Below are 871 nucleotides of genomic sequence, written 5' to 3'. Positions count from 1 at the left end.
ACCTACGGTTCCGACCAGACCCGCCGCTACACCCTGGACGTCAACCGTCAGTTCCTCGAAGGTGCGGCGTTCCGCCTGAACCTGATGAGCCACGAGCAGAACGTGGCCGGTCGGGATTCCGTCAACTACGACCGCTGGGGCGTGGCGCCTTCGCTGACCTTCGGTCTTGGCACTCCGACCCGGGTCAACGTCAGCTACTACCACATGGAAAGCGACGACCTGCCGGATTCGGGCATTCCCTACGGCTACGGCTCGAACGCCCCCAAGGCTCCGCATGTCCATGACAAACCCACCGATGGCGGCGACAGCAACAACTTCTACGGCCTGAAGGACCGTGACTATCGCAAGACTCGTGCAGACATCAGCACCGTTTCCATCGAGCACGACCTGAACGAAAACATGACGCTGAAAAACACCCTGCGTCATGGCAACACCGGCCAGGACTACATCCTCACCCAACCGGATGACAGCCAGCACAACGTCAGCCAGTTCGGCACTGTTTGGCGCCGTGCCAACAGCCGCGTTTCCACCACGGAAACCACCACCAACCAGACCGATCTGTTTGGCGAGTTCCATGCACTGGGCTTCAAGCACAACTACTCCACCGGGCTCGAGTTCACCGGTGAAGAAACCCGCGTCAGCAGCTACAACATTGCCGGCAACTCGAGCCAGGTGTGCAACCCGGGCGCGACGCCCAGCTGTACCTCGCTGAGCAACCCGAACCCCAACGATCCGTGGACCGGCAGCATCACGCGCAACTACAACGGCACCAACACCAAAGCCACCAGCCGCGCCGCCTACGTCTTCGACACCATCGAACTCGACCCGCAATGGCTGCTCAACGTTGGCCTGCGCTACGACACCTTCGACA

The 871-nt window shown here is 61.1% G+C and carries 1 protein-coding gene; it reads left to right on the top strand.

From position 1 onward, the window contains the following. The coding region (locus tag U873_RS0131475) for a TonB-dependent siderophore receptor (RefSeq protein WP_025132040.1) at positions 1–871 on the top strand (871 nt) is incomplete at both ends.

The organism is Pseudomonas sp. PH1b (genome assembly GCF_000633395.1).
Classification (GTDB): domain Bacteria; phylum Pseudomonadota; class Gammaproteobacteria; order Pseudomonadales; family Pseudomonadaceae; genus Aquipseudomonas.
The sequence above is the reverse complement of the archived record's forward strand: the minus strand, read 5'-3'. Positions and strand labels throughout refer to the sequence as shown.